This window comes from Photobacterium sp. BZF1 (assembly GCF_014349205.1).
Taxonomy (GTDB): domain Bacteria; phylum Pseudomonadota; class Gammaproteobacteria; order Enterobacterales; family Vibrionaceae; genus Photobacterium.
The window spans coordinates 21,004-27,003 of sequence record NZ_JACSOF010000091.1 but is presented as its reverse complement, the minus strand read 5'-3'; the positions used below and the strand labels follow the sequence as shown (position 1 = coordinate 27,003).

Annotated in this window: 5 protein-coding genes; 3 read left to right on the top strand and 2 right to left on the bottom strand. The window is 44.9% G+C overall.

Annotation, left to right across the window (positions count from 1 at the left end):
• Positions 1 to 58: 58 nt before the first annotated feature.
• Positions 59 to 316 carry a YdcH family protein gene (locus BIZ37_RS19220; RefSeq protein ID WP_187462853.1) on the top strand — a complete coding sequence of 86 codons (258 nt, stop codon included), beginning with the start codon at positions 59 to 61 and terminating at the stop codon, positions 314 to 316.
• Positions 317 to 526: 210 nt separating this feature from the next.
• Positions 527 to 844: a carboxymuconolactone decarboxylase family protein gene (locus tag BIZ37_RS19215; protein WP_255526820.1), complete on the top strand. Its 318-nt coding sequence runs from the start codon at positions 527 to 529 to the stop codon at positions 842 to 844.
• A gap of 65 nt (positions 845 to 909) precedes the next feature.
• Here BIZ37_RS19215 and BIZ37_RS19210 read toward each other — a convergent pair whose 3' ends face one another.
• Positions 910 to 2,658 (bottom strand): SgrR family transcriptional regulator, encoded by a 1,749-nt coding sequence (locus BIZ37_RS19210; RefSeq protein ID WP_187462852.1) that lies wholly within the window; start codon positions 2,656 to 2,658, stop codon positions 910 to 912.
• A 229-nt stretch (positions 2,659 to 2,887) separates the two neighbouring features.
• On the opposite strand from BIZ37_RS19210, the gene BIZ37_RS19205 reads away from it, so the two are divergent.
• On the top strand, positions 2,888 to 4,276 hold the full coding sequence (locus BIZ37_RS19205; RefSeq protein ID WP_187462851.1) for a glycoside hydrolase family 1 protein: 1,389 nt from the start codon (positions 2,888 to 2,890) through the stop codon (positions 4,274 to 4,276).
• Positions 4,277 to 4,342: 66 nt separating this feature from the next.
• On the opposite strand, the gene BIZ37_RS19200 is transcribed toward BIZ37_RS19205, so the two are convergent.
• Positions 4,343 to 5,689: an endonuclease/exonuclease/phosphatase family protein gene (locus BIZ37_RS19200; protein ID WP_370577399.1), complete on the bottom strand. Its 1,347-nt coding sequence runs from the start codon at positions 5,687 to 5,689 to the stop codon at positions 4,343 to 4,345.
• Positions 5,690 to 6,000 lie beyond the last annotated feature (311 nt).

Below are 6,000 nucleotides of genomic sequence, written 5' to 3'. Positions count from 1 at the left end.
GTTCTTTGTAGGCCCCGCCTCTATAATGAGTGTTAGGTTTACTATTGAGGGATTGCCGATGCTAAATGAGAACCACGCGTTTATTTTAGATTTTCCAGAACTCAAACTAGATATAGTTCAACTTAACCATGATGACCCAACGTTCAAAGCCGAACTGCAGCGCTACCACGAACTTGACTATGATATCCGTCAATTGGAGATATCAGGTAGCCCGATTGATGACACCAGTATGCATGAATTGAAACAGCAGCGCATGGTGTTGAAAGACAAGCTTTATAAGCAACTGACCCAACACCATGATCAGGCCGGAAATTAAGTTTTTCACTGACTTAAGCCTTGCATTCGTGTGAGGCTTTTGAATTTATATCTCTATTTGTCATTGCCCTTTTTTATGTAATGCTTCAAGGCTATTGTTGCTAACTGAACTTAATCTCATTGATTTAAAAAGAAATAAACCATATCCAATAAATGATTTAGATCCATACCCTTGTACCTACACCATGCTAGTTTGACAGGAAGTTTGCAAATGGCAGTAATAATCAAGGAGAGATTAATGCTAGGAAAACATCAAGAAGCGTACGGCGCGTTTTATCGTTCGACTCATGAAAATGAACACTTGGATACAAAAACTGAATTGTTGGTTGGACTCGCTGCGGCAATGGCGATGAATTGTTTACCCTGTACTAACTATTACCTTAAACAGGCTAAAAAGGCAGGGATCACTCAAGGTGAAGTGTCAGATGTAACAGCCAAGGTGATGGCCGTTTCTGCAGGGCAAAAAAAACTACAGTTACAGGAAGTCCTAGAGCGTTACGATATAGATTTGGCCTCTTTTGCAAAATAGTTTGTACCAATCGGATAAAAGGCGAGCAATTTGGCTCGCCTGTTCATTTGTTATCTTTTTGAACACTACTCGTCTGTCCAGACGTTTTTGAAATCAGGCCAAGACCAGTCGGTCATTGTTACTCCCTGCAACACACCTCGCCAACGCAGTGTCTGCCTGTGATGAAACAGTGGCGTGAGCCAATTTTCATACTGCATTGTTGTCCCGATAGATTCGAGTTTATTCAGATAGCTAACCATATCGCAGTTTTGACGGATATCGCCTAATTGCTTATTGAGCCAGCACTTGGCCTCGTTTGATAGGCCGTGGTGCAAGATAGGGTTGGAGCAAAACCATCGAAAGACCGATATTGGTAGGTTGTCATCCACATTTAAGCTGGCTATCACTATTGCCTCTTCCAACACTCTTTGTTCAGCCTGCTGGTGCAGTTCGGAGAAAAGGTAGACATTGACCTGGCTGGCGATGCCCATTTGGTTTAATTTTGCGCAGAGTGCGTTGGCACAATCAAGGATCACCTGGTGATCATAGGCAGCTATATCTAGCCTATCTGGAAGTGGTGTTTGTTCCTTTTCTTGCGGTTGAACCTTGGTCCAGCCCGGCAGCAAACTATTTGCAGGCTCTGAGGCTAGCAGCAATTCAGATAAACCCTCTTGGGCTAGGATCAAGCCAGGGGAAAATAGCTTACTTAGGTATTTTCTTTGCGCGAAGCTGAGGGTGTGCGGTTTAGAGTTCATATTGAACAATAAATAGATACAGCCATTTTCAATGCGCGACTGTGAGCTGTTTGCCTCTGCATCATTCGTTTTTAATAGGTGTGCGGGGTGTTCTATGGGGGCGTTTGAACTATCTTGGCCACTGCGGCTAAATTGGATCCGCTCGCTTGGGGTTTGGTCAAACTGCCAGATAGTCACTGTATCGGTCAGCGAACGAAGTGAGAAGTAATGCTCAAATGCCTGCAGGCGAAGCCGTTTGTCTGATTGCTCTATAACCTGAAAGGGACCGCAACCATCAATGCTATCGCTCTGGTTATTGGCTAGCTGCAGCGGTGGCTGAATGGAATAACGCAGATCTGAAAGTAAGCCGGCAAATCCTAAATCAGGCGAGTCTAGCTCAAAGGTGACACATTGATGGCTGGCTGAGGTTTTTACTAGATGCGATAGTTCTTGCCGGTACTCTGGCAAGCTTTTTAGTTGGTTAAACAGTTCGCTGATCAGGGGGGCATCAATAGGTTTGGCTGAGTGGAACCGGAGTTGAGGCCGGATATAGAACCGCCACACCGTGGCGTCTTCATTGTGATGCCAATGATGGGCCAATTGTGGGTATATTTGTCCAGTTTCGTCGCAGGATGTCAGGCACGCATAGACTTGGCGAACCAAAAAACGCTCGCTATTGCGAAGTGGTTTGTGCGGCAGTAACTGGCTGAAAATACGTTGGTAAGTCAGCTGGATATGAAGTTGGCCTTCTCGTAGCGTTGCTCCAGAGGTTTGTTGAAGCAAGGCAGCGAATTGGTTTTGGTCCCCATTGATCAGTTCAAGCGCCTTTTTATACTGTCCACCCTCTATCATTCGCTTGGCAAGCTGCTGCTGTAGCTCTATGAGTGAAAAGCGAAGGTGCAAAATAGAGCGTTGATTTCGTCCCACTTTGGGTGTCCAGCTCAACCATCCTCTCTCTTGTAGCTGTTGCAGAAGTGTCCTGCTATGACGGGGTGTGGTGCATAGCACCTCGGCGATTTCGGCCAATGAGGTGAAGTTATCCTGTTTGGTTTCGAAGGAAAGTAAACGGGAGTAGTACTGGAATGCTCTGTGGTCTTTCATCAATCACTCTTTATATCAGGAACTCGTTCCTTATTTATTTTCCTTATTTTAAGGGAGGCTGCGGTTACTGGCGAGAAACTTGCTGATTGTGACTTATTTGAGGAAGAATCTAACTGAAAACACGCTCTATTTCTTTTCCCTATATTGAAAGATACTAGCTCTATATTCAGTTTGTTGTGCCTGGCGTCAGTCGCGGGTATATGAACATTATGACTCAATAGGGGTAACTATGAATCAGTTTCCGAAAGATTTCTTGTGGGGTGGGGCAATTGCTGCCAACCAGGTTGAAGGTGCTTACAATCTTGATGGCAAAGGGTTGTCGACGTCTGACATGCTGCCATCTGGTATATTGAGTCCTCACCAAACCCGTGAGGAGCGGATGGCTGGCATCAAGGACGTGGCAATTGATTTTTACCACCGCTACCCAGAAGATATTTCTTTGTTCAAGGAGATGGGGTTCAATTGCCTTCGGTTGTCTATTGCCTGGAGTAGGATTTTTCCTAATGGTGATGAGCTAGAGCCGAATGAAGCGGGGCTGGCTTATTATGATCGTATTTTTGACGAGCTGGCCAAGCACGACATCACACCTTTCGTGACGCTCTCCCATTACGAAATGCCTTACGCACTGGTAGAAAATTATGGCGGATGGGCTGATCGCAAATTGATTGAATTTTTCGAGCGCTACGTTTCAGCCGTCTTCGAACGCTATAAAGAAAAAGTAAAGTTGTGGCTGACATTCAATGAAATCAATATGTCATTGCACGCGCCTTTTACTGGAGTGGGGTTGCAGGAAGATGCTAGCGAGCAGGCTATTTACCAGGCGATACACCATCAGTTAGTGGCCAATGCAAAAGCGGTAAAGTTGTGCCAGCGAATTATTCCTGATGGCAAAATCGGCAATATGCTGCTTGGCGCGATCAACTATCCGTATACCTGTAACCCGGATGATGTCATTGCAGCTATGCAAGAGAACAACAAGTGGCTGTTCTTTGGTGACGTTCAAACCCGTGGTAAATACCCGGGCTACATGCTGCGTTACTTCCGCGAAAATAATATTGAGATAGCAATGGCAGACGGCGATTTGGAAGCTATTGCCAGCGCGTCAGTCGATTTTATTTCATTTAGTTATTACGCCAGTGGCTGTGCCAGTGCTGACCCTAAACAGAAAGAAGTCGGCAATATTGTCGATAGCGTGCCAAACCCGTATTTGGAGAAAAGCCAGTGGGGATGGTTAATTGATCCGAAAGGGTTGCGGATCCTGCTTAACTTCTTGTATGACCGTTACCAGAAGCCGTTGTTTATTGTAGAAAATGGCTTGGGTGCGCGTGATGAAATTGATGAGAACGGTGAGATTCAAGATGACTACCGTATTAAGTATCTCAATGATCATTTGGTGCAGGCGAGAGAAGCATTACTGGACGGTGTTGAACTGATGGGTTTCACCAGTTGGGGGCCTATCGATTTGGTCGCTAACTCAACCGCCGAAATGAGCAAGCGTTATGGCTTTATCTATGTTGACCGACATGATAACGGCACCGGTTCCCTGGAGCGTAAGCGCAAGAAGAGTTTCAGTTGGTACCAGGAAGTGATCAACACTCAGGGTCGCTCGTTAAAATAATCCCTTTTAATGTGAAATTGATTAATCAAAGCCTCACCATAGAGTGAGGCTTTGTCTTTTGGGGGATTATTTAGACAAATCCAAATCTACCCATACCATGCGGTGGTCAGAGGAAACACCTTTGCTGTTGCCTAGCTCCTCGTCGTAAACAAGGTAGTAACCGTCTTCGTTACCTGCTGGCCAGAATACACCAGAACCTTTGACATCCAGTGTGGCTGAAGGAATTACGTAATCCAAACGCAGACCACTTGTACTGGTGATGTTCTCGATGTGTGGTGTGTCAGGGTTACGAGTACAGATGCCTTCGTTGATGCAGTACTCGCCGCCGTTACTAGCCGGTGCGAAACTGCCCAGCGTGCCTTCAACATTGACCATCGAGTGGGTAATGAGGTTGGCAATAGTATCTCGATCACCATCGCCCATTTGATGGTCAGCATTCAAATCACCTGCTACAACAAAGTGACTACCTGCTGGCAAGCCGCCGTATACACCATTGTCATCGTACATATAGTTTTTAGAATCGATGTAATCGTTCCAGAACTGCAATTCAGCTCGGTTTCGCTCGGTATTATGCTTAGCAGGGTTGTCAAAGATTGGTGGTGCAGGGTGTGATACCAAAAAGTGAACGACTTCGTTTTCACCGTTTGGTTGAGGAATAATTACAGGGATATCGGCATGGTTTTTCGAAGAAAGCGGGAATTGCGCCCAAGCTTCATCACTGTACCAAGCATCACCGCATTGCTTACCCTCTGGTAGATCAACATCGCAATTTACAATTTCGATGTTCTTTTCACCCGGCATATCTTTCCATTTGAAGTTTTGGAAAGTACGAACGTTAGCTTCATCAATTTCAAATTGTGAGAAAACAGCAAAGGCGTATTGACCGTGGTAGAAACCAAATCCCCAGGCGTCATCACCGGTACCTGAAGCTGAACCATCAAGGTTCAAGTCATACTTGCTTGGAAGGCCTGTATTGGTTGCGACGTTCTTTTTGTAGGCAAAAGCGATAGGCTTCTGATCATTTTGTGGATGGGCTAAGTAATTGTCATGAAATCCATTTAGCGCTTCCATATCCTTGCCTGTGCCGTCGTTATTGAACTCAGCTAGGACGAAGGCATTAGGGCGAACGCGCTGGATAGTTTCAGCAACATTTCGGATCTGAATAACTTTTTCAGCGGTTTCGATTTCTTGTTCTGTTAATGAGGCGTCATCATTCTTGTAGCGCTCAATTAATGCAGTCTGATCGTCTCGAGACAGTGTCATTTCTGCGACCAAGTCTTCATAGGTCGCTCGGTCGAAAGATAGGTTGAAGGTGGCAAACCGCGCTTCAGTGTAGGTCTCAACCGAATTGTCGCTGTTACAGCCTGATAGAGCGGCTAGGGCAATTGAAGCCGCAATGAAAGTCTTTTTCATAGTCATTGTATTTGTTGTCGTTCAGAGCCAAATGAGTGACAAAGGCTAAAGAAACTTTCTGCTTGTATCTGTTGATTCTCAAAATTTTGTGAACTAATTCAAATTAATTTTATGAGTATGATTGAATTTCAACCAAGCTAATAAAAAAGTAACCGATTGCTTGGTTGAAAAGCGTCCGTAAAACCGTTTGCCTGCACAACCCTTGAATTCATGATCTTTGTCATCAGAGGTGACATATTTTTGACTTTACATCATTTATCGTACTGGGTACTATTTATAACATTAACAGTACGTCATGTTGTAAATGTCGA